The following is a 20,895-nucleotide window of genomic DNA, read 5'->3' on the forward strand; positions in this document are numbered from 1 at the left end:
TAAATATCTACTCCCCATTCCCTCCCTTACTGCTGTTTTGGTTGTTTCTCTTTAAGGTTCTGGGGATTGGGAGTAGCGGCGTTGGCTGCGGCTGGTTGACTGGCTGTTGTTAATTCTTCTTGCAACATTTTCTGATAAATCTTGGGCAAAGACTTACTAATAGAGTTTGTTTCTATGCCATAGCCTAAGCTTGTCCACGTGGGGGAAAGTCGCCGCAAAACTTCGTTTAATTTACCTTGACGCAATCGTTGAGAAATATCAATTCCCCAAACTTTGGAATCATTCAACCAACGGTAAACTACTACATCTTGATATTGTGGCTCAAAACTATAATTAGACCAAAACATCATTTGTCCTGGCTTGGGGTGATAACGAGGAGCAATATGATACCAAGTGGTGTTAATCATTTGATATCTGCCAGCAGCTGTGGAACAATTACCTGTGTTTGGCCCGACGGGAATAGTGACGCATATTTCAGGATGCTTACTGAGGTCAGTGATTTGCTGTCCACCATACAAAAGTGAATAAGGACGTTTGCTATTGGCTTCACTAGCTGAGATGGTTCGCATCAAAGCACGAACGTAGGGATCACCGCCTTCCATCACCAACGGTGGTAAATTATTGCCAAAGATGGGATCAGAAGGCGATCGCAAATCCCCAAACACGTACCATTGAAACAAGTAGACAAAGCCGAGAAGTGCGGCTATGGGGCCAATAAATTTTTCAATACCTTTGAGTTCAACGCTTTTCAGAGTTTTACTCCTTTCAAATTCACTCTCTTAGCTAACAACAAAAGTTGACGCATCTATTTCGGTAAAGTTCACAAAATCAGTGGTGAGTGCTGAGTGGTGAGTAGTGAGTAGTGAGTGGTGTTAGTGGTAGCGCGGCGTTTAGCAGATGGTGAAATAAATCAGCACTTTACTTAGCACTGCTGAAATAATTCTTCAAAGCTTTTAGGGCTAGCTTCAGGTTTGGCGACTATCTCAACTATTTTATGGTGTGCGGCTGGCTTAAATAGAGCTTCTACACAAACTTGGGCGACTTTTTGGCGAGGAATACTACCCTCAAATAATGTATCAGCACTCTGCATGACAATCGCATCGGGGTTATCTTCATTTTTTAACCCGCCAGGACGAACAATTGTGTAGTTCAAACCACTTTTTTGTAAATACTCTTCTGCTTGTTTTTTCCATACCAAAATTAGCCAAAACAAGTTCAACGGATGGAAAAACTGGGAGACACACAAAGAAGTTACTAAAACAAAATGTTCGATTCCCTTGGCTTTGGCCACATCGACTAAATTTTTAGTGCCTTCAAAATCTACTTTATAGGGGCCTGTGGGATCTAAACTGGGTTTTGCGCCAGTTGCACACAGTACCACGGTACTATCTCCCAAGGCTGTAGTTAAGCTTTGTGGATTTAACACGTCACCTACTACTAACTCGGCATCAGGTGGCAAAATGGTTCTAGCTGTCTGTATATCCCTGACCAAAGCACGCACAGGAATATTACGCGCTACTAACTCTTGTACTATGCGGCGACCTGTTTCACCTGTTGCCCCTGCTACAAATGCTTTCATAAGAAACGCTATCCTGGGAAACTAGTTATGTGATTGATCCGTTTTATATTGTAGTTATTTTATGAAGTGTATGACAGATTTATAAGCTTTCGGTCAAAATGGAAGTTTAATGCTAATCCGCCCAATCAACCTGGGAATCATTAATTATAGACAAACGCCAAGCTAGAGGGGAATGCTTCATGCTTTCGACAAACGGCGAATATCAATCTCTGGAAATCACAGAAACAGTTGTCCCCGTTACTACAAACCTCCCAGAAAACGAAGACACGGGTACAGACAAAACTATAGGGACTCCAACCAAGTTTTATGGTCGTTATAACGACTGTATGGCAATGTCCGCCCCAGCACAGACGGTTTCTGAGTATCTAAATGCTCATGCTGATTGGTTTTCGCGGTGTGCTGAACCAATGAAGGTACAGCCTTTGGGAGAAAACGGTTATGCCTTAATTATTGGTCGTTTTGGCTCTTTTGGTTATGAAGTTGAACCGAAAATTGGTTTAGAACTTTTACCCGCCGACGAGGGAGTTTATCGGATTCGCACAATTCCTGTTCCTGATTATCAACCACCTGGTTATGATGTAGACTACCGAGCATCATTACAGTTGAAAGAAGATTTGGGTGAAGTCACGCGAGTGGAATGGGAATTAGATTTAGTTGTTTGTCTGCATTTTCCGCGATTTATTCAGCGTTTACCCAAGTCTTTAGTTCAGTCTACAGGCGATCGCTTGCTCAACCAAATCGTCCGCCAAGTCTCCCGCCGCCTCACTCGCAAAGTCCAAGAAGATTTTCACCAATCTGTTGGGATTCCTTTCCCAAATAATTGTAAGAAACGACGATAATTGCTTAACTCTGTGGTAAAAATAACTTTATTTTTCACCACAGAGGCACAAAGACACAAAGAAGAAAAGATGAGTTAATGACTAGGCTTTAGAAAGAATTCTTTGGACAATTTCTACACCTGTAATAGCCTGCCAGGTAAACAGTCCTAAAATCACGAAGTTTAATAAAATGTGAGTTACCCGCGCCCAGTTTGCTCCTTTTTGCATAAAGGGAGATAGGGCAGCAGAAAATGCAATTAAACCTGTCATACCTAATCCAGCTAATAGGTGCGGGCCTACAAACAATTTACCGTTATTAATAAAGGTGACAGCCATACCACCAATTGCACCAGCTACCATTACAGCTAAAATTAACGAGCCAATTTGGTAGTGTTTGACGTTATATTTACCTTTGATTAGTTCTTTTTTTACTTCACCTTGTGCGTTGCGAGTACGCTGTACTTGTAGACCGAGGTAAGCAGCATACAGTGAGAGTGCTAGTAACACCCACATAATCAACGGGTGAAAGAAATTCAGCCAATATTTAACTGAGTCAGATAGTTCCAGATTCATTGTGTTCTCGCCCAATTCTTAAATCTTAATAAAAATTAGCACAATTCTAAGTACCGTGGGCAAAGGGAGACAAGAGGGACAAGGTAGATTATATTTCCCATGCCCAATATCTTGCCAAAGTACCTAAAGCATTTCAGACTAAATTTTGGGACTGAATAAACAAGATTTCCCGGTTGGAATGGATTCATGATTGAAAACTATGATGCTTTGCTGCTGAAGGCTGCTAAAAGTGGTGATTTGAAGCGGCTGGATGCCCTATTGGTTGCGGTTGCGATGGTGGATGTGTGCGATCGCGATGGCACGACGGCGTTAATGTTTGCTGCTAATCTAGGTTATACCGAAATTGTGCGATCGCTCTTGGATGCGGGAGCAAATATCAATTTAGCTAGAAAACGCTACGGCTTGACGGCTTTGATGTTAGCTGCTAGTGCTAATCAGCTAGATATTGTACAGCTTCTAGTTTCTAGGGGGGCTGATATTAATGCCACCAATGAAGATGGTAGTACGGCTTTGATGGCAGCTGCGCTCAAGGGTCATACTAATGTAGTCCAAGCATTGCTGGCGGGTGGGGCTGATGTGAATTGCCAAGACAATGACGAAGATACGGCTTTAAAATTGGCAATCAAGCATGGACACGAGAAAGTAGTGCGACTGCTTTTAGAAAGTGGTGTGGATGCTAACACCCAAGATGAAGACGGCGAAACCCTGCTGATGATTGCATCTGACTTGGGACGTGTAGAGGTAGTCCAAGCATTGCTGGCGGGTGGGGCTGATGTGAATTTACAAAACCAAGATGGTGGTACGGCACTATTGGCAGCTGTGGCGGCTGGACAGGTTGCGATCGCAGCTATATTACTAGATCAAGGTAGTGAAGTTAATCATCAAGATAAAGACGGCGAAACAGCCTTACACCTCGCTGTTGTGGAAGGCTATCTTGATGTAGTGCAAATTTTGCTTAGTCGCGGTGCAGATCCCCACATCAAAAATCATCTCGGTGACACACCTTTGCTAGTAGCTGCATTGCAGGGGCATAGTCAGATAGTGGAAGCACTGCTGCGTTATGGTGCAAATTTGCATGGCGATAAAATCGGTGAAACACCTTTAACCTTGGCAGTATCCCAAGGACAGACAGATGCAGTCAAGGTATTCTTAGATTATGGTGCTGATGTTGATATTCCAGCGAAAGATAGCAAAACCGCTTTAATTAAGGCAGCAGAACGTAACTATCCTAAAATTATTCAGCTATTGTTAGCTAAGGGTGCAAATATTAATTATCAAGATTCGGCAGGAGCTACAGCCTTGATGTGGGCTGCGGCTGGGGGCTATGGTAAAGCGGTGCAAGTATTGCTGGAATCTGGGGCAAATATGAACTTAAAAAACCGTGGTGGTTATACGGCTTTGATGCTGGCAGAATTTAATGGCTATAGAAATATCGTGCAAATTTTCAAGCAGGCTGGAGCGGAGGAATAATTTGTAATTCGTAATTCGTAATTCGTAATTCGTAATTCGTAATGGGCTGCGCCCCGCTACGTTAACGTAATTATGATGCTAATTAGTGTCTAATTAGTTACTTTGTTCTGAAAACACGAGATGTCCTTTTCTGAATTGCTAAATTTTCGGCAAGAAATTAGCAATAAAAGTCAAAAAATCTGTTATTTTTTAGACAAATTTTGGCTAGAATTTTTGTATCTTAAAACTTGCTTGAGACAACTTGACAACTAGTAAAAAACACGGTATTAAATTAAATACTAAGGAGGTTAAAGAAGTCTGCTTCAGAAATGAGAAACTGAAATTATGAAAATCAGTCGTAGCTTTGTATAAAGTAACTACGGCAAAAATGTGAAGAAATTGAAACACCGAAGTAGACCAAGTAAAATGTTGATGCTTCAGGGATGCCAAAGAAGCACAACTAGAGAAGTAATTTACTTTCTAGTTTTTACTTTGTCTTCACCCCGGCGTTTCCTACTGTGCTAGATATGCTCAATATATAGTTTTTCATTTCTGATAACAGTATTCTAACTATCAGTTTTTAGGTATTTTAATAAACGCTAAAAAGCACAACTTACTAACTGATAATTAAATACCGAAAGGCTAAAAGTTTCAAATTCTACTTGATAGTAATTTAGTTACTAATGTGCAAATAATCCCTGATCAACAGCCTGTACAACAAAACCTGTGGATAGGATTTGGCTGTCAATCAGGTATTTCCTCTGAGTTATTATTAGTAGCAATTGAGCAAGTTTTTCAAAATTATGGACTTCTGCAAACAGAGATAGTCGGTCTTGCTACTATTGATATAAAAGGATCAGAACCGGGTTTAAGAGATTTTTGTCATAGCTATAACTTTCCCTTGAAAACCTTTTCTGCCGAGATTTTGTCTACTGTTGCTGTACCTCATCCTACCGTAGCGATCGCTAAAATAGTCGGAACGCCTAGTGTTGCTGAAGCATCTGCTATTTTGGCAGCCTCTCACCTTAATTTGGCAGTCAAGCTTTTAGTTCCTAAACAAATTGTGCGCTTACCCGGACAACCAGGCGCAGTAACAATCGCTGTCGCCCAAGGACTGGAGAGTAGAGGACATAGGGGAGAATCACCAATAACTATTCCATAGCTCTGAGAATATAGCTAATTACGCTAGAAACTACAGATAGTACAATTGAGCCTAAAAAAGCCGCTAAAAAGTCTCTAATGATAAAATCAGGGCTAGGTGTGAGGACACTTGCTAGCCAAAGGATTAAAGCATTCAGAACAAATGTGAATAAACCAAAGGTGAGTAGAGTAATGGGAAATGCCAGAATACTTAAAATTGGTCTGACAAAGGCATTGACTAACCCAATTACTGCTACAGCAACCAGAGCCGCGACAAAACTCTTCACCTCAAATCCCGGTACAATATGGGCTGTAATCAGCAAAGCCACCGCAGTACCCAACCACGTCAATAGAAAGTTTTTCATATTTTGTTGAAAGAAATCGGCCTCAAGAGGAAATATACAAAAATTGTTAGTTGGTAATTGCTAATTTATTTTTCCCATGAGCAATTACCAACCACCAAGCATTACAGAGATATGCTAATTCTTTTAGGGAACTCCAAAAAATAAATTATCCAATTTCTGAAATCAAAACGATTATCCCTCCCCTGCTCCCATACCATAAAAGTGACAGGATATTTTTTTGCTTGGAAGTCCCTTAGCAGACATGATATTAACGCCGTTGGGGAGAACGCCCCAATAAAGCCTCCCAAGTTGCACCGCCAACTACACCATCAGGCTCGATACCGTAGCGTTTTTGTGCTGCTTTCACAGCATTTTCAGTCATCACACCAAAATAGCTATCTACACCACCTTTAAGAAAACCCAGTTGACTCAACCTGGTTTGTAACTTGGTAACTTCTGCATTACTCATCCCCACGCGCAAAATCGGCCATCCTTCTGATGTGTACTGCACACCAGGAATGCGGTTAGCGGCTGGAGTCGTGTTAGGACGAGTTGTCGTGGTTGTGTTTTGTCTAGAAGTAGTGCTAGGTCTAGAAGTATTGCTAGGTCTGGCAATAGGTTTAGTATTTACAACCTGATTATTAACAGGTTTGGTGTTTGTCTGGTTGGTGACAGGTTTAGTATTCACTACTTGATTGGGAACAGGGCGGGGAGGAGTGGGTCTTGGTTCAGGTCTAGTATTAGTAGTTGTAGCAGCTTGAGTAGGAACAGGAAAAGCAGTTGTGGTATTGGCTGTTGAGTTGGGTGTTGATACTACAAATGGTTGATTGGGAAAAAGTCTTTGCCAGGTAGCAGCATCAACAATACCATCTGGACTCAAACCCACTGTTTGTTTAAACCGAGAAACAGCATTGGCGGTAGGTTCAGTATAGTTACCATCAACTGCACCAGAATAAAAGCCCAAAAGCTTTAGAGTCGCCTGAAGTTCCGTCACACTTTCGCCTTGACTACCAACCTTGAGAGTAGGACGGTTTATCCCAACTTGTTGGGCAATTTGTTGGGGTACTCTAACTGCTACTACCGCCGATGAGCCAAAGAACACAGACATACAGGAAAACAGGAGTAGCCAATAAAACTTACTTTTGCTGAAGCAGCGAAATGTCTTGAGTAACTCTAAGTAGCTTAAAATGCTTGCTGTCAGGCTGCCTTTCATGGAAATCACTCCCAGAACTTCTGTTGCTAATATTACAACTTTTAGTAGTGCTGAGTGCTGAGTAGTGAGTGCTGAGTAGTGAGTAGTGAGTAGTGAGTCCTGAGTTATCAGTGCTGAGTCCTGAGTCAATACACTTCAGTTGAGGAACATAGGCGCAAGCCTTTCCTGCGGAACGCTCTGCGAACTCGAAGAGTAACCCAACAGCCTCAAGACTTTTTTGGTTTTCGGTGTTACTCAACCCAACCTACTTTTCCTCTTCAATGAACCGTATTAACTCAGCACTCATAACTCATAACTCATAACTCATAACTTCATAACTCATAACTCATAACTCAGCACTTGTAACTCAGCACCGCACGGTTAATTGCTTCTTCTTGACCTACCAAAGATAAATAAGGTTTCTGGAGATAGCGACGCGCTGCTATTAAAGCCTCTTGGACGGTGACAGCCGCCGTTAGTTCTTGGAATTGCCTATCAAAGTCGATTCCTAAACCCAAAATTTCATACCAACCGTATATCTGGGCAATCTGTCCATTAGTTTGTTTACCCAAGGCATACTGCCCTAAAATTTTGTTCTTCGCTGCTTGCAAACTTGTTTCAGTTAATTCGGTGGTACACAGTAACTCTACCTCTGTCTGTAATCCTTCTAGGGCTATAGTGGTATTTTCTGGTGCTGTCCCCATATAAACTAAAAATGAGGTTGGATATAGCTTAGTTGGGTAAAATGCCGAAACTTCATAAGCTAGTCCCCGTTTTTCTCGTAATTCCACAAATAAGCGGCTAGATAGTCCATTACCCAAATAAGTAGATAGCAATTTCAAAGGGGCATAATCAGCATCATTCACTGCTGCACCCAAATAACCGAGCATGACAATAGATTGCTGGGTGTGTATAGGCTTAAGCTGGGATTGTGGCTCTACTGCAATTTCTGGGAGATTAATTTCTGGTAGGGATTGCTCTGGATTTTGCCAATCACCAAATACTTCTTCTACTAAGGCTACAGCTTCATTTAACGTGACTCGCCCAGCGATACTAATTACTATATTGTCTGGACGAAAATAGGTTTGGTGATACTCTACCAAGTCTTCTTGGGTGATGTTGCTCACAGTGTTTTCATCCCCCATCACCGACAGGGAGTAGGGATGATTTTGGTAAATTACCCGCCGTATTTGCTCCATAGCTAGGGTAAAGGGCTGCTCTTTTTGGGAACGAATGCTATTGATGGTTAAACGTCGTTCTAGTTCTACTTGGGTGGTGGGGAAAGTAGGCGATCGCACAATCCGCCCCGCCAGTGATAATATCTGAGAAAAATCCCCTGTCACTGTCTTTAACGACATTAAAAAATAATCAGTCGATGTATCTGCACTCAAGCTAGCTCCCACAGATTCCACTTCTTCGGCAATTTCCATACTAGAAAGTCCATCACATCCTTTAGTGATGACTGTTGCTAGCAAATGCGCTAAACCTGCTTTTTCGCGTTGTTCACGGCAACTACCAGCACGAATAAAAATTCGCCCCGCAATAATATCGGCAGCAGGATTTTCTGCTACCAGGACGACAATGCCATTGTTTAATACAGTGCGATGGATAAGGGAGTTGTTAGACACAGCAGGATTCACAGTTTGAGTCATTAGTTATTAGTCAATAGTCAATAGTCATTAGGCATAAAAAAGTCAAACGTCAAACTTCAAAAGATTCTTTTGTTTTACCTTTTTACTTCCTTGTCTTCCTTGTCCCCAGTCCCCAGTCAACACGGTTTAATAATAGTCACCGCGTAATTTTGCGGTGAAATATACTGTTTAGCTAATTGTTGCAATTCGTGGGGAGTGAATGATTGAATTTGCTGAGGATAGGTGACAGATAATTCTGCTTGGGCAATGGTATTGTAGTAGCCATACATCCCACTCAACTGATTTGGTGTTTCAGTAGAAAAGGCATAATCATTACATAACAGCCTACGGGTGCGAGCTAGTTGATTTTCATTAATACCTTGGTTGAAGATATCATCCAAATGGCTAAGAATTAAATTCTCTACTATTTCTAGATATTCTGGCTCTAACCAAGCCGTAATTGTAAATAAGCTCGCTTCTCGTTGCAGAGAAAAATTACTGCAAATTCCCTGCACTAGTTGCTGTTCTTCTCGCAAATCACGTACTAAGCGCGAAGTCCGCCCTTCTGCTAATAATACTGACAATAAATCTAAACCATAGGCCGCACGCAGTTGTTCTACCCCTGGTACTAGCCATGCCATTAACAGCCGTGCTTGTTCTAGATGTGGTAAAGACAATTTTTGGCGGCGAACTCCATTAATAACTGGCTTGGCTAATGGTTTAATTGGCGGACATTCTCCACGCTGACCAAAATTACAGAATGATTTGTTAACCAAATCCCATGCTAGCTGTTGGTTAATACCCCCAGCCATGACTACTGTCATATTTTCTGGTTGGTAGTGAGTCCGGTGAAAAGAGCGCATTGCTTCTGGAGAATGCTGCATTAGTTCTTGCTCATTACCCAAAATTGAGCGTCCATAAGGGTGATCTTGGTAGACATTTTCCAGTAGAGATTGGAAGCCTACACTATCTGGGTCATCATAGGAAGCGCGAATTTCTTCTAATACTACATCCCGTTCACGAACAAACTCATCCTCTGGAATTGCTGCATTGAGTAGTAGTTCTCCCAAATGAGGCAGAGTATCTTCTATATAAGTAGTAGCCGTAGTTAGGGAATAATTAGCATAATCGTAGCTTGTAGCCGCATTGCTTACACCACCTGTATTTTCAATATTATGGTCGAACATTCCCGGCTCTAGGGTGGCTGTACCTTTAAAAATCATGTGTTCTAAAAAATGTGCCATGCCGAACCACGGTTCTGGCTCATGTATACTTCCAGCCCTGACCCAAACATCAGCCACAACTACAGGAGTAGTGGGAATTTCTTGATGAATCAACGTTAAACCGTTATCTAGCCGGAAAACCGACGCTGGAAATACAGGATTTGTTAGTTGCGGTTGTAACAATTTTTCTATTTTTAACTAAAATTTAAGTTATTTTTTAGTTATCTTAACTCTGTTTTGTACCCAATTAAGAATCATCTGATACAACTAGAGATGAATATCCCCTAAGATGTTTACCTAATATTTAGCCTCTAACCTTTAGCCCCTTCTTGACCAGTTATTGGTGTATGCAGTTCAAGACGACTACATAAGAAATATTAAAGCCCCCAGTTTTAATAAAATTGGGAGCTTAAAATTTTGAGTTCACCGCGACGCCGTTTTACCTAAGTTTATGACCTGGTTAAACCAGGGGGGAACAGATTTTACTCGTTTAAAGTTTCCGGGTACACGCCCGGTTTACTGCCACGAGAGACATTTAGTTCCCTTTTTCTTAAAGACATAGATCAAAAAACTTGATGGCAGTCACCAACGTCGCAGTGCAACTCACTCATTATAGCTTTTCAAAACCGATTGTGTACAAATTGGAAATTGGGCATCATTTCAGTCATCAACTGGAGTACCAGATAGATTCTACGGTGTGGGCGATTTGAGAGGCGATAGTCTCCGACCGACCGTAGGTCATCGCTTGGTTATGATTTTCTAACAAAACGGTGACGTGTCCTAGTTTGCGTCCTGGACGAGATTCTGTTTTACCGTACCAGTGGACGTGTGCTTGGGGAATTGCTGCTAATTGCTGGCGTTTGCTTTGGTAGTCGCTGTGAGAGGTTTCATAGCCTAATAAGTTGACCATGACAGCAGTTGTACACTGCAAGGCCGGATTACCCAAAGGCATACCACTAACTGCTCTCAGATGCTGCTCAAATTGGGAAGTTGCACAAGCGTCTAGGGAAAAATGCCCGGAATTGTGGGTACGGGGGGCTATTTCGTTGACTAATATTTTCCGGTCAGTTGTGAGAAATAGTTCGATACCAAACACGCCGACAAATTGGAGGCTGTTTAATAATTTATAGGCGATCGCTTCTGCTGTGGCGACTTGTTCGGGTGTAATATCCGCAGGGGCTATCACTCGCCGACATACCTGTTGTTCTTGCTGTGTTTCTACCACTGGATAGATGACAACTTCACCATCTACGGAACGGGCAGCAATTACCGCTAGTTCCCGTTCAAAGGGGATAAATTCTTCTACTAAAAATAGAGTTGGATTTTTGTGATTTAACTCTAGTTTCTCTTGCAAGGTAGCTAAATCACGAATGATAAAAGTTCCCTGTCCGTCATAACCGTGACGGCGAGATTTCAGCACTAGGGGAAAACCTAAGTCTGCAATTTCTGCTGTTAAATCTTCCTGCTGTTCGACTGCAAAAAATTGCGGTACAGGTAGCCCTAAATCTCTTAAATAGCAACGCTGATGATATTTATCTAATAGTGGTGCTAAAGCTTCTAACCTGGGACGGAAGCAGACACCTTGCTTTGCAAGCAGAGATAAAGCCTCTAAATCGACAAATTCATTTTCAAAGGTGATAACATCGCTTTTGGCTGCTAAAACTTTTGTGGCATCAGCATCATCAACTTCTGCTAACACAGTATCATGGGCGATCGCCACAGCAGGATCTTGACTGCTAGGAGTCTGCACTATCAACTCTACCCCCAGCTTATTTGCTGCATCTCCTATCATCCAGGCTAGCTGTCCACCACCAATTACACCTATACGCTTCATTAACATCCCAAAGAATCACGAGTTTCTACGCCTGTTTGAGAATTTACTCCGCTAGCTTTTGTACAAAGTTCTTTGATTTGTGCCTTGTCTAAAATTGCATCAGTAAAGTCTGCGCCTTCTAGGTTCACATTATTAAAGATGGCACGGAGTAAAATAGCTTCTTTAAAAACGGCATCGCTTAAATCAGCCCCTGTTAAGTTTACCTGATCCACCATTGCATTAGTTAAATCTGCTCCGTGGAGATTTGCGTTTGTCATTACAGAAGCACTTAATACTGCTCCCCGCAAATCAGCACCGACAAAGTTAGTCATTTCTAAGTTGGCGTTAGAAAACTCCGCCGCTTGTAAACTATCACCAGAAAAATCATGTCTAGATAATTCTGCATTGCTAAATGATAAAGGATGCGTCCAATCTACTGCCCATGCTGGAAAGGGCAAGCATAAGACTATGATCCCCAACAATAACACCAAGCCTTGCCGCCAAAACATCTTGAGGTAATTAATTTGGTGTTTCATCTTGTATATTCCCCATCTTCAGGTGTTTTGGATCACTAACACCTTAACATTTTGTCATAAAAGTTTGGCTCTCGCCTACGATGGGCGTGTCCTGACAGCTAAAATATGCCGCTATTTATGACTATAGGGTGAGCTAGATAAGTGGAGAAATGATTCTCTAGTCAGATATATTTCAATTACGTAAAAAAATTAAGCAATTGCTCACCCACTAATTTACAATTCTTGATTTCAATGTTTGCGTTTTACGATATAAATAGTTTTAATTGAGATTTTGCGATCGCTATAAAATTTACATTTCTTCAAGTTAATATTTCCCAAGTAAAGTTTATTGTCGTTTCCGTTTAGCAGGGAAGATAGGCTGTTAGTCTTTTAATCATGGTGAGCATTAAGCGTGATCGAAAACAATTTGATGATGTTTCGGAATGCTTAACAAGCTCTATATGGGGAGTATTAACCGTAGTTTTATAGTGACTGCTGAACTTCTGATAAATCTTGAGCAGATTTATTGTCCCTAACTAAACAAATTCAACAAGCCGAATAAGTAACTGCAATTATGACACACTACTCTATTGACTGGATCGAAGCATGGTGCGAAGAAAATGGCTGGACAGAACTATTTGTAGAGCGGCGTAACAATTACTGGGCATTTCCTCCGGGATGTGTCATGCCTGAACCAATTCCCAATCATGTCCTCAGAGGAATTAAATCTGAGAAGGGACTGACATTTGAAGAAAAAATTTGGTCAACTTCAGCAGTGATTAGTACGGTGATAGCAGTTATTTCTACTTTTGTACTCAGATGTCCCATGCCATTAGTTTTTGCTTTTGCTGTCAATGCAGTTACAGTGGCTCAACTTGAACCAGAGGATGTCTAGATTATTCAATTGTGTTATTACTCCTCGTATACTGCTCTTGGTATCCTCTTCAGCCAGAGCAGTTTTTAATTTAAACTTCCTAAACCCAACCTCTTTGTGTAGAGACGCGATAAATCGCGTCTTGTAAGACTAGTTATCTCCACAAATAATTTTTAACTGAAATCATATTGGATTTTAGTTGGCTTTACGTTTCTTTACATAGTTCTGGTTATCCGCGCCTTTCTTCTTACTTCACAACTTCTCGCCGTGATTTATTAATTATTTTCTATATTTTACCTCTAATTAAATTCTACTTAAACTCATAACCTCAATATAGATTAGTTCCAAAAAAATAGTCCTTTATTTCTTTGTTTTCAAAAGGGAGAATAACTTAATTCTTCTCACGGATTTTATCGGTGATGAACTCCCATTTGAAAATCAAAAGGGGTAAGTAAAACGCGAGATATAACGCTTGTATAGTTTGTAGTGTGCATCGCTAACAGAAGTTTATAGTGAGGAAAACAGAGATGAAATTGGGTTCAAAATTAGTCCTTGCTGCTAGTTTAGCTTTGGGTTTGGCTAGTGTAGATGTAAATTCAGCATCTGCGGCGATTGTTCATTATGCTTTTACAGTTGATAGTCCTACCACGAGAGGAAATGGATTTTTTAGCTTTGATGACTCAACTTTCATCGATGATGTAGCAATCCTTAAGTCCCTTTCCTTCCAATTTGACGGTGATTCTAATGTTTACACCGAAACAGATGATCTTAACTACCCAGAATTCCCTATAGTCTATCCCACCATTTTTTCTACAGGCAGAACATCTTTAGCATTAAACTATCAATTTGATGATAAAGCCAATCCGGCTAGTTCTATCAGATATGAAATCGCTGGGGAAGATTTTACACGTTACTCCATAAATTCCCCAGACGCTGAATTTATATCTGGTACGGTTTCTTATAGAAAAGTACCTGAGCCTACAATATTAGGAGGCTTTTTATTAGTTGGTAGTGTCACCTTGATGATGAAAAGAAAGGACATAGCAATGGAAAAGACCAAAGCTTAATCTTGCTTAAATGGATCAAAATTCATCCCCACACAATGGCAAAATAGATAATTGTAGTGGTATTATTCAAAATGAAGAATGATGGCTGCATAGTTCATTCTTCATTTTTCTGTACACTTTACTTTAAATGTTATTTTTGTATTTGAATAAATTTAATAATATCAAAAAATTAAATTTATATTAACTGTTTCTTTGTCAAAAATTAATCTCTAGCTAGTAAGTTTTGACGTGCAGATAGAACAACTAACACATTGATACCAGTTGAGAAACTGGGAATTTAAATATGAGTTTGGTAAGGGAGAAACTACCCTGCCTTTTTTGTGTTAGCTGTTGCATTCCTTTAACTTATTTTTAGTCAGGAGTAAGAGGATGGTAGATTACCATAATGTTCAGAAGTTCCTGCAAAGTCGCATCAAACGACGCAACTTAATTATTGGAGCGGGAGCATTTACAGGTTTAGCTATTGCCAGCCAATTTCCTCATCAACAAGCGATCGCTAAAGGTAGATTTTCCGACTATCCTTTTAAACTGGGTGTGGCATCAGGCGAACCCTATGACACCAGCATCGTCATCTGGACTCGACTAGCTCCCGAACCTATAAATGGCGGTGGAATGCCGCCTGTGAATGTACCAATTCGCTGGGAAGTTTCCACCGACTCCAACATGAAGCGCATTATTTCCAGAGGGACTGTACTGGCAACTCCAGAACTGGCTCACTCTGTACGGGTGGTAGTGGAAGGACTCTCACCTCATACTTGGTATTGGTATCGTTTTAACGTTGGTAGCGAAGCTAGCCCCATTGGTCGGACTCGGACTGCTCCCGCGTCTGGTAGTTCCTCAAATCTATTGAAGTTTGCCATAGCATCCTGCCAACACTATGAGCAAGGATATTACACTGCTTATAAATACATGGCTGAGGATGACCTCGACTTAGTATTTTTTGCGGGTGACTACATCTATGAGGGAGGGATTAATCTAACTCGGCCTAGACAGCATAATAGTACAGAAATTTTCACCTTGGAAGATTACCGCAACCGTCATGCTCTTTATAAAACCGATCCTCATCTCCAAGCAGCCCATGCAGCCTTCCCCTGGATTGTGACTTGGGATGACCACGAGGTAGAAAACAACTACGCCAACTTGATCTCAGAAATCGATACTGAACCAGATCAAGATCCAGCTATCTTCGCACAACGGCGAGCGATCGCTTATCAGGCGTACTATGAACATATGCCCCTGCGTCCCTTCTCCCGACCAGTCGGCCCTGATATGCAGCTTTACCGTCGGTTAAACTTTGGGAATCTGGCTACATTCAATGTTTTAGATACTCGGCAGTACCGCACTGATCAACCCTGTGGTGATGGTAGCAAGGAACGTTGTCCAGAAGTTTTTGATCCCCAAGCCACAATTCTGGGACAGGCGCAAGAAAGTTGGTTGTATGATGGCTTAGATAAATCAGCAGCGACATGGAATATTTTGGCGCAGCAAGTTCCCATTGCTCAGAGAGACTTTCTACCGGGAGAAGGTCAAGTTGTCAGCATGGACAAATGGGATGCGTATGTGGCTTCGCGCGATCGCCTGATGGCTTTTCTGGCACAGCGTCAACCATCTAATCCAGTCTCCTTAGCAGGGGATGTGCATTCTAACTGGGCAATGAATCTCAAGGCTAACTTTGATAATCCAGAATCTGCCACACTGGGTAGTGAATTTGTCTCTACCTCAATTAGCTCTGGTGGTGATGGTGTTGATATAAATCCGAATGTTCAAGCATACTTACCAGATAACCCCCACATTAAGTTCTACAACGGTCAACGGGGATATGTGCGTTGTACAGTGACTCCCAGCACTTGGAGGTCAGACTATCTGGTGATGTCAAATGTGCTAACACCATTTGGGACGATTAGTAACCGTGCTTCGTTTGTAGTTGACAACGGTATTCCTGGAGTTAGGCAAGTCGTCTAATTATCAACCTGATTTAACCCCTCTCCCCGCAACGCTACGCTACGGTGTATACACAAGTCTGATAACCTTATTCCACATCGTTTTGATCCCCCCTAACCCCCCTTAAAAATGGGGGAACTAGAATCAAAGTCCCCCTTTTTAAGGGGGATTTAGGGGGATCAAACCACATTTTGCACTCAGCACAAAGATGTGTGTACACCTTAGCCGCAACGCTACGGGAGAGGTTCAAACATTAGTATGAGGGAACTCCAAAATTGAGACTACTACTGTGTCAAGTTAGTTTTGATGGTTTGTAGTAAGGACTTTAGTCCTTAGAAAAATCAGGACTAAAGTCCTTACTACAAACTTGTTTATCCATCAATTCAAACTTGATGAACTACTACTTAAGGTATATAAATATTAAGGTATAAAATATCTATTTAATTCTTTGATACAGCAACCCAAGCCCCAACAAACAGCTGCAATTCTCAAAGCCGAATGGAATGAATTGATTGTTGAGTATGGTCGATTAGAAACCGTGGGAGATTTTGACTTTGCGATGCCCAAACACGCTATTAGTGTGGCGTTTATTCCCCATGAACGTGTTACTTGGTCAGTAGATGGGGGTCAGCCGCAAACTACTTCTATGCCTGCCGGCAGCGTGTTTGTGTATGCGGAGCGTGAGTTGGTATGGCATCGGCGGGAAAAGGAGAGTGAATACGTAAATTTGATGCTATCGCCGTGCTTACTCAACCGACTGGCAGATGAAAGCGGATTGTCTACTCCGTTTGAGTTGCAACACCGGGTGATTTTTCTAGATCCAATTATTTTAAATGTGGCGCAGTTGTTGAAGTCTGAGGTAGTCAGTCGTGGTTTGGCAGGCAATCTATATGTCGAGTCGTTGCGGAATTTGCTGGCTGTGCATCTACTACGAAACTACAGTGGAGTATTGAGTAAATCTACTCCCACAAAAACTGATGCCATTGATGCGTTAAAGCTGAAGCAAATCAAAGATTATATTGAAGACAATTTAGCTGGTGATTTAGCGATCGCACAACTAGCTGCATTAGTCCCCATGAGTCAGTTTCATTTTGCCCGTGCCTTTAAAGCCTTAATAGGAGAACCGCCACACCGCTATATTCTCCAACGACGAATCCAACGGGCAAAAGTATTGCTAAAAGTGACGCGATTTTCGTCGGCAGAAATTGCCTATCAGGTAGGTTTTGCTAATCCCAGTCATTTTACTGCCCAATTTCGTAAGTTTTCCGGGGTAACGCCAAAGCAATTTCGCAACAGTATTTAAATTTAATTGAGCATGATTTTGACATAACCCCGCAAGAATCAGGCATGAATGCTGGCAAGATATTCTCTAAATTGTATTTAACAAGAGAATCAACCATTTTTATACTCATTAAGGAGTTACAAATATGTCTCTCAACACTTACTACACCCTAGGACGTTCTGGACTGCGCGTTAGCCGTCTCGCCCTTGGTGCGATGACCTTCGGGACTGAATGGGGTTGGGGAACGGATGAAGACACCGCCCGCCAAATGTTCAATACCTACGTTGATGCAGGTGGTAACTTTATTGACACAGCAGATTTATATACAAATGGTACTAGCGAAACTTGGTTAGGTAAATTTATGACAGAGCGTAACCTCCGCGATCGCGTTGTCATCACGACTAAGTTTAGCTACAATGCCGAACCAGGAAACCCGAATGCAGGCGGGAACGGACGCAAAAATATTTTGCGGGCGGTGGAAGGTTCACTGCAACGGTTAGGGACTGATTATATAGACCTCTCTATTCTCCATACTTGGGATATGATTACCCCAGTCGAAGAAGTTATGCGAACACTGGATGATTTAGTTCGTTCGGGTAAAGTGCGGTACATTGGACTGAGCGATACGCCAAGCTGGTATGTAGCACGAGCGCAAACTATAGCCGAGTGGCGCAATTATGAACCGCTTTGCACGCTCCAACTCGAATACTCGCTCATTGAGCGTAACATTGAACGGGAATTTATTCCCCTCGGTCTAGAACTGGGAATGGGGACGATGGTGTGGAGTCCGTTGGGGAGTGGTCTTCTCAGTGGGAAGTACAAGGCCAGTGAGGGTGGATTTACGGGAGTTGGAAGACTAGAGACAGTTCAAGGTGTCCCAAATCCTGCATTTCAGAAATTTAGCGATCGCAACTGGAAAATTGTAGCAGAACTCGAAACGGTGGCGCAGGAACTAGGGCGCAGTATGGCTCAAGTTGCGGTCAACTGGACAGCAAATCGTCCTGGGATTGCATCGGTGATTATTGGAGCAACTAAGCGATCGCAACTAGAAGATAATCTCAAAGCACTCTCTTTTGATATTCCCCGCGAACTAGCTGATCGTCTGGAAGCGATCAGTCGCCCCGAACCGCAATTTCCTTACAGCTTCTTTGGTTCAGAAATTCAAGGTATGATTCACGGCGGCGTAACGGTTGGATCTAAGCCGATTGGGTACAAACCCGATGTGTTAATTCAGTCAATGGGTGGGGGCGTTTCTTAGTAAAGATGATAGTGAATTGAGGGATAAAATTCAAATGCGTATTGCAAGGCAGAACCCGTAGGGTAAGGGAGGGGAGAGAAGCCTGACTTTTCACGTTATGTGGAAAAGCTAACGCGAAACCTAACCCCCTAACCCCCTTCCCTACTAGGGAAGGGGGAAAAGGTAGAGACGTTGCATGCAACGTCTCTACAATTGTAGGGGAGAGGTTTGGAGAGGGGTTTTCCAGATTCCGTGAAAAGTCATCAAGCTTGCTGCAAATAGTAGTCAAAGCGTTGCCGGAGTTGTTGCATAGTTAAATTCTGCGTCCAGTATTCTACAAGGGCGTGACCAAATGCCCAGGCATTGCGATCTGGTGTGGTAGGGTTTTCTAACAGTAGCGGCCATAGAGATAATAGGTCAAATTTAACTGGGTGAGAGTCCTCTGTCCGCAACAGGGAGAATAAATCATAAGCCATCTGGAGTTTACCAATGACAATCGGTAACTGTTCTACTGGTATTTGTTCAGCTAGGATGTAAGCCAAAGTGGGAGAACCTGTTGACAATGTAGCGATAAACTGTAACACAGGGCTTTTTAGTAGTGCAGTTAATCCTTGGGTGCTTGCCATTTGAAAGGTGTAGTGATCGATGATTTTGGCAGCCGCTACAGTACGGGCTTCTAGGTTGCGCAAAAACCTGGCTAGTCTGAGTTGCTTTGCAGGTGCGATCGCTTCTATTAATCCCAAAGATAAAGCATCTATTCCCCAAGCAATTCTCCCTGTTTGCAAATCACTAGTAACCACAGGTAAAACTAAATTACAAAATTCACCTAATAATTCCGCACGATAGGCTATAGCTTCTCGAATGGCGATTTCCTTTGGTCTTTCGCCCCATTGCCAATCATAGGGGGGTTGCCATTCTCGGATGGGACGCAGACGATCTACCTGGGTGACAACTGCGATCGCCGGGATATCTGCAATGGTTGCCTTAATTGCTTGCAAAAAGTCTACATCCATTTGCAAGGCGGGATCAAGCACGGGATTAACCAACAGCAATAAATCAGCGTTAGTGGCGTAGTCTAACACCATTTGACGTAAATCTTCCCGCTTGACTTGTTCGTAACCTGGCGTATCCCAGAGATGGAGGGTTTCGCCGTCTTGGGTTTGCCAATGATAGTCTTGAATTTGGTCTGTGCTGGGTAAAACGTCAACTTCTGCGAGATCCCCTTGAAATATGGTGTTAATCAAGCTGCTTTTCCCTGCGCCTGTTCTCCCTACGAGTAAAATACTGAGAGGTTTTTGCTCGACTTTCTCGACTGGTTCGGCTTCGGATAGGATATTTTGCAGAGTTTGGGTTTTGGTTTTCGGTAGAGTTGGTGTAGAAACTGCGGCTGTGGGTAAAATATCACCACCGTAAAGTGCGATCGCCTGTCTACACAAATTCCTCAAAGTAGCTTCTCGGAATAATTGTCCCAAATTCCCCAATAATTGCTGATTTGCCTGATTAGAATAGCCCTTAGTAGCACGGTTAGCTACAGCTGCTACAGGATTTAATAGCCACTGCGCCCAACCCCAAGCCCGTAAAAGCTTTCGGGCTGATGGTTCTAACTTGCGGTAGACCTCGTAGCCTTGGTAGGCTTGCCCAACTGTCACCTGATTGAGTGCAGGTGATAACTTTTGCATCCACTGATCTACATCATCCACTGTTCCTCGAATCAGTCCATAAGCTTGGGGAAGGTAGATATTTAGTAAAGGATATTGCACTTCTGGATGATAAATCCGGGCTACAGCCACCACCAAATCTTGACAGCGTTGCCAAAAAGTTGCCCAATCTTCCCAAATCGGGCGATCGCTTTGGGCAACTGTCAGAATTTCTTGGAGTGCGGCTTCGGCTTGCTGTGTAGCATCACTGCTGACTGGTGTGGTGGTATCTGCAACGGTCGATTTTAGTTCTTCACGGACTTCTGCGAGTGCGGCTTCTACTTGTTTGATTGCGGGTTGAGTCCACCGCACCAACAACCAACGCCAACCCACAAATACCAGTGTGAACACACCCCAAATCCAATTGAGTCCCCATTGATGGATCTGCATCCCGGCGGATACCAGTAAGAAAATGATGATGGAGGCGATGGGGACGGCCAATACTACCCACTGCCACGGTTTTAAACGCACCATGATCTTATACCTACTTGAGTTAGATTGCTAATACTGCTATTTTCAC

Annotated in this window: 18 protein-coding genes and 1 other RNA gene; 8 read left to right on the top strand and 11 right to left on the bottom strand. The window is 42.4% G+C overall.

Going from position 1 to position 20,895, the window contains the following annotated elements; all coding sequences use genetic code 11:
- Positions 1-26 precede the first annotated feature (26 nt).
- Together VB693_RS05410 and VB693_RS05415 are read right to left on the bottom strand one after the other, a co-directional pair.
- Complete coding sequence (locus VB693_RS05410; RefSeq protein WP_190703133.1) at positions 27-716, bottom strand: glycoside hydrolase family protein; 690 nt, start codon at positions 714-716, stop codon at positions 27-29.
- Positions 717-922: 206 nt separating this feature from the next.
- Complete coding sequence (locus VB693_RS05415) at positions 923-1,579, bottom strand: NAD(P)H-binding protein (protein ID WP_323265365.1); 657 nt, start codon at positions 1,577-1,579, stop codon at positions 923-925.
- Positions 1,580-1,758: 179 nt separating this feature from the next.
- Here VB693_RS05415 and VB693_RS05420 point away from each other — a divergent pair, with 179 nt between their 5' ends.
- A complete protein-coding gene (locus VB693_RS05420; RefSeq protein ID WP_190702799.1) occupies positions 1,759-2,418 on the top strand; it encodes a DUF1997 domain-containing protein in 660 nt (219 codons plus the stop codon).
- 81 nt (positions 2,419-2,499) lie between these two features.
- On the opposite strand, the gene VB693_RS05425 is transcribed toward VB693_RS05420, so the two are convergent.
- Positions 2,500-2,970 (bottom strand): DUF4079 domain-containing protein, encoded by a 471-nt coding sequence (locus VB693_RS05425; protein ID WP_323265366.1) that lies wholly within the window; start codon positions 2,968-2,970, stop codon positions 2,500-2,502.
- Positions 2,971-3,156: 186 nt separating this feature from the next.
- Here VB693_RS05425 and VB693_RS05430 point away from each other — a divergent pair, with 186 nt between their 5' ends.
- Together VB693_RS05430 and VB693_RS05435 are read left to right on the top strand one after the other, a co-directional pair.
- A complete protein-coding gene (locus VB693_RS05430) occupies positions 3,157-4,440 on the top strand; it encodes an ankyrin repeat domain-containing protein (RefSeq protein ID WP_323265367.1) in 1,284 nt (427 codons plus the stop codon).
- Between the two features lie 664 nt (positions 4,441-5,104).
- On the top strand, positions 5,105-5,581 hold the full coding sequence (locus VB693_RS05435) for a cobalamin biosynthesis protein (RefSeq protein ID WP_323265368.1): 477 nt from the start codon (positions 5,105-5,107) through the stop codon (positions 5,579-5,581).
- Here VB693_RS05435 and VB693_RS05440 read toward each other — a convergent pair.
- The 7 genes from VB693_RS05440 to VB693_RS05470 all read right to left on the bottom strand — a co-directional run bounded on the left by VB693_RS05440 (position 5,571) and on the right by VB693_RS05470 (position 12,271).
- Positions 5,571-5,924, bottom strand: a complete 354-nt coding sequence (locus VB693_RS05440) for a phage holin family protein (protein ID WP_190702787.1) — start codon at positions 5,922-5,924, stop codon at positions 5,571-5,573. The two genes, VB693_RS05435 and VB693_RS05440, sit on opposite strands and share 11 nt — an antisense overlap.
- Positions 5,925-6,171: 247 nt before the next feature.
- Positions 6,172-7,116, bottom strand: coding sequence for a peptidoglycan-binding domain-containing protein (locus VB693_RS05445; protein WP_323265369.1), 945 nt, complete (start codon positions 7,114-7,116; stop codon positions 6,172-6,174).
- 332 nt (positions 7,117-7,448) lie between these two features.
- A complete protein-coding gene (locus VB693_RS05450) occupies positions 7,449-8,747 on the bottom strand; it encodes a pitrilysin family protein (protein WP_323265370.1) in 1,299 nt (432 codons plus the stop codon).
- 116 nt (positions 8,748-8,863) lie between these two features.
- Entirely contained in the window at positions 8,864-10,132 is a 1,269-nt protein-coding gene (locus VB693_RS05455) for a pitrilysin family protein (RefSeq protein ID WP_323265371.1), read from the bottom strand.
- A gap of 236 nt (positions 10,133-10,368) precedes the next feature.
- Positions 10,369-10,552, bottom strand: a non-coding RNA gene (gene ssrS / locus VB693_RS05460) — 6S RNA.
- Positions 10,553-10,616: 64 nt separating this feature from the next.
- Positions 10,617-11,783 carry a 5-(carboxyamino)imidazole ribonucleotide synthase gene (locus VB693_RS05465; protein WP_323265372.1) on the bottom strand — a complete coding sequence of 389 codons (1,167 nt, stop codon included), beginning with the start codon at positions 11,781-11,783 and terminating at the stop codon, positions 10,617-10,619.
- Complete coding sequence (locus VB693_RS05470) at positions 11,783-12,271, bottom strand: pentapeptide repeat-containing protein (protein WP_323265392.1); 489 nt, start codon at positions 12,269-12,271, stop codon at positions 11,783-11,785. The genes VB693_RS05465 and VB693_RS05470 overlap by 1 nt, the downstream gene beginning before the upstream one ends.
- A gap of 580 nt (positions 12,272-12,851) precedes the next feature.
- On the opposite strand from VB693_RS05470, the gene VB693_RS05475 reads away from it, so the two are divergent.
- The 5 genes from VB693_RS05475 (at position 12,852) to VB693_RS05495 (ending at position 18,699) form a co-directional block, all read left to right on the top strand.
- A complete protein-coding gene (locus tag VB693_RS05475; protein WP_323265373.1) occupies positions 12,852-13,172 on the top strand; it encodes a hypothetical protein in 321 nt (106 codons plus the stop codon).
- Positions 13,173-13,678: 506 nt separating this feature from the next.
- Positions 13,679-14,218 carry a PEP-CTERM sorting domain-containing protein gene (locus VB693_RS05480; protein ID WP_323265374.1) on the top strand — a complete coding sequence of 180 codons (540 nt, stop codon included), beginning with the start codon at positions 13,679-13,681 and terminating at the stop codon, positions 14,216-14,218.
- Between the two features lie 369 nt (positions 14,219-14,587).
- Entirely contained in the window at positions 14,588-16,180 is a 1,593-nt protein-coding gene (locus VB693_RS05485) for an alkaline phosphatase (protein WP_323265375.1), read from the top strand.
- A 427-nt stretch (positions 16,181-16,607) separates the two neighbouring features.
- Entirely contained in the window at positions 16,608-17,462 is an 855-nt protein-coding gene (locus VB693_RS05490) for an AraC family transcriptional regulator (RefSeq protein WP_323265376.1), read from the top strand.
- Positions 17,463-17,586: 124 nt separating this feature from the next.
- Positions 17,587-18,699 carry an aldo/keto reductase gene (locus VB693_RS05495; RefSeq protein WP_323265377.1) on the top strand — a complete coding sequence of 371 codons (1,113 nt, stop codon included), beginning with the start codon at positions 17,587-17,589 and terminating at the stop codon, positions 18,697-18,699.
- Positions 18,700-18,941: 242 nt separating this feature from the next.
- On the opposite strand, the gene VB693_RS05500 is transcribed toward VB693_RS05495, so the two are convergent.
- Positions 18,942-20,849 carry a GTPase family protein gene (locus VB693_RS05500; protein ID WP_323265378.1) on the bottom strand — a complete coding sequence of 636 codons (1,908 nt, stop codon included), beginning with the start codon at positions 20,847-20,849 and terminating at the stop codon, positions 18,942-18,944.
- Positions 20,850-20,895: the final 46 nt, after the last annotated feature.

The organism is Anabaena sp. UHCC 0399 (genome assembly GCF_034931465.1).
GTDB classification, from domain to species: domain Bacteria; phylum Cyanobacteriota; class Cyanobacteriia; order Cyanobacteriales; family Nostocaceae; genus Trichormus; species Trichormus minutissimus.

Excerpts from the sequence above, each read along its gene's own strand:
- VB693_RS05430 (WP_323265367.1), top strand. The coding sequence starts at position 3,157 with ATGATTGAAAACTATGATGCTTTGCTGCTGAAGGCTGCTAAAAGTGGT.
- VB693_RS05480 (WP_323265374.1), top strand. The coding sequence starts at position 13,679 with ATGAAATTGGGTTCAAAATTAGTCCTTGCTGCTAGTTTAGCTTTGGGT.
- VB693_RS05420 (WP_190702799.1), top strand. The coding sequence starts at position 1,759 with ATGCTTTCGACAAACGGCGAATATCAATCTCTGGAAATCACAGAAACA.
- VB693_RS05445 (WP_323265369.1), bottom strand. The coding sequence starts at position 7,116 with ATGAAAGGCAGCCTGACAGCAAGCATTTTAAGCTACTTAGAGTTACTC.
- VB693_RS05485 (WP_323265375.1), top strand. The coding sequence starts at position 14,588 with ATGGTAGATTACCATAATGTTCAGAAGTTCCTGCAAAGTCGCATCAAA.
- VB693_RS05425 (WP_323265366.1), bottom strand. The coding sequence starts at position 2,970 with ATGAATCTGGAACTATCTGACTCAGTTAAATATTGGCTGAATTTCTTT.
- VB693_RS05470 (WP_323265392.1), bottom strand. The coding sequence starts at position 12,271 with ATGTTTTGGCGGCAAGGCTTGGTGTTATTGTTGGGGATCATAGTCTTA.
- VB693_RS05500 (WP_323265378.1), bottom strand. The coding sequence starts at position 20,849 with ATGGTGCGTTTAAAACCGTGGCAGTGGGTAGTATTGGCCGTCCCCATC.
- VB693_RS05465 (WP_323265372.1), bottom strand. The coding sequence starts at position 11,783 with ATGAAGCGTATAGGTGTAATTGGTGGTGGACAGCTAGCCTGGATGATA.
- VB693_RS05475 (WP_323265373.1), top strand. The coding sequence starts at position 12,852 with ATGACACACTACTCTATTGACTGGATCGAAGCATGGTGCGAAGAAAAT.
- VB693_RS05440 (WP_190702787.1), bottom strand. The coding sequence starts at position 5,924 with ATGAAAAACTTTCTATTGACGTGGTTGGGTACTGCGGTGGCTTTGCTG.
- VB693_RS05495 (WP_323265377.1), top strand. The coding sequence starts at position 17,587 with ATGTCTCTCAACACTTACTACACCCTAGGACGTTCTGGACTGCGCGTT.
- VB693_RS05415 (WP_323265365.1), bottom strand. The coding sequence starts at position 1,579 with ATGAAAGCATTTGTAGCAGGGGCAACAGGTGAAACAGGTCGCCGCATA.
- VB693_RS05450 (WP_323265370.1), bottom strand. The coding sequence starts at position 8,747 with ATGACTCAAACTGTGAATCCTGCTGTGTCTAACAACTCCCTTATCCAT.